At 50.3% G+C, this 382-nt stretch carries 1 protein-coding gene; it reads left to right on the forward strand.

Annotated features, from left to right (window positions below; translation table 11 throughout):
• Positions 1 to 66 precede the first annotated feature (66 nt).
• A partial coding sequence (locus tag ACYP03_RS24570; RefSeq protein WP_459782460.1) for an ATP-binding cassette domain-containing protein occupies positions 67 to 382 on the forward strand: 316 nt, incomplete at its 3' end.

Consider the following 382-nt stretch of genomic DNA (forward strand, 5'->3'; position numbering starts at 1 on the left):
GTTTACTGGCGACCCTTTTCCCTTCTTATCGGGCGGCGGCTGTCCGTCCTGCTGAGGCCTTGCGTTATGAGTGATTCGTTATTGGTATGCCAGCATTTGAGCAAGGTGTACCGTGAAGCCCAATTGGAAACCCAGGTGCTGAATGATATCAGCCTGCAAATAGAAGCCGGGGAACTGGTGGCGATTGTAGGGTCATCGGGATCGGGCAAAAGCACCTTGCTGCATTTACTGGGTGCGCTGGATGCGCCTACGGCAGGAGATGTGTACTTTAAAGGCCAGAAACTTAATGGCATGAGCGCCAATAAACAGGCCAGAGTACGTAACCAGGACATAGGTTTTGTTTATCAGTTTCACCATTTGCTATCTGATTTTTCTGCGGAAG

Source organism: Photobacterium sp. R1, from assembly GCF_054600795.1.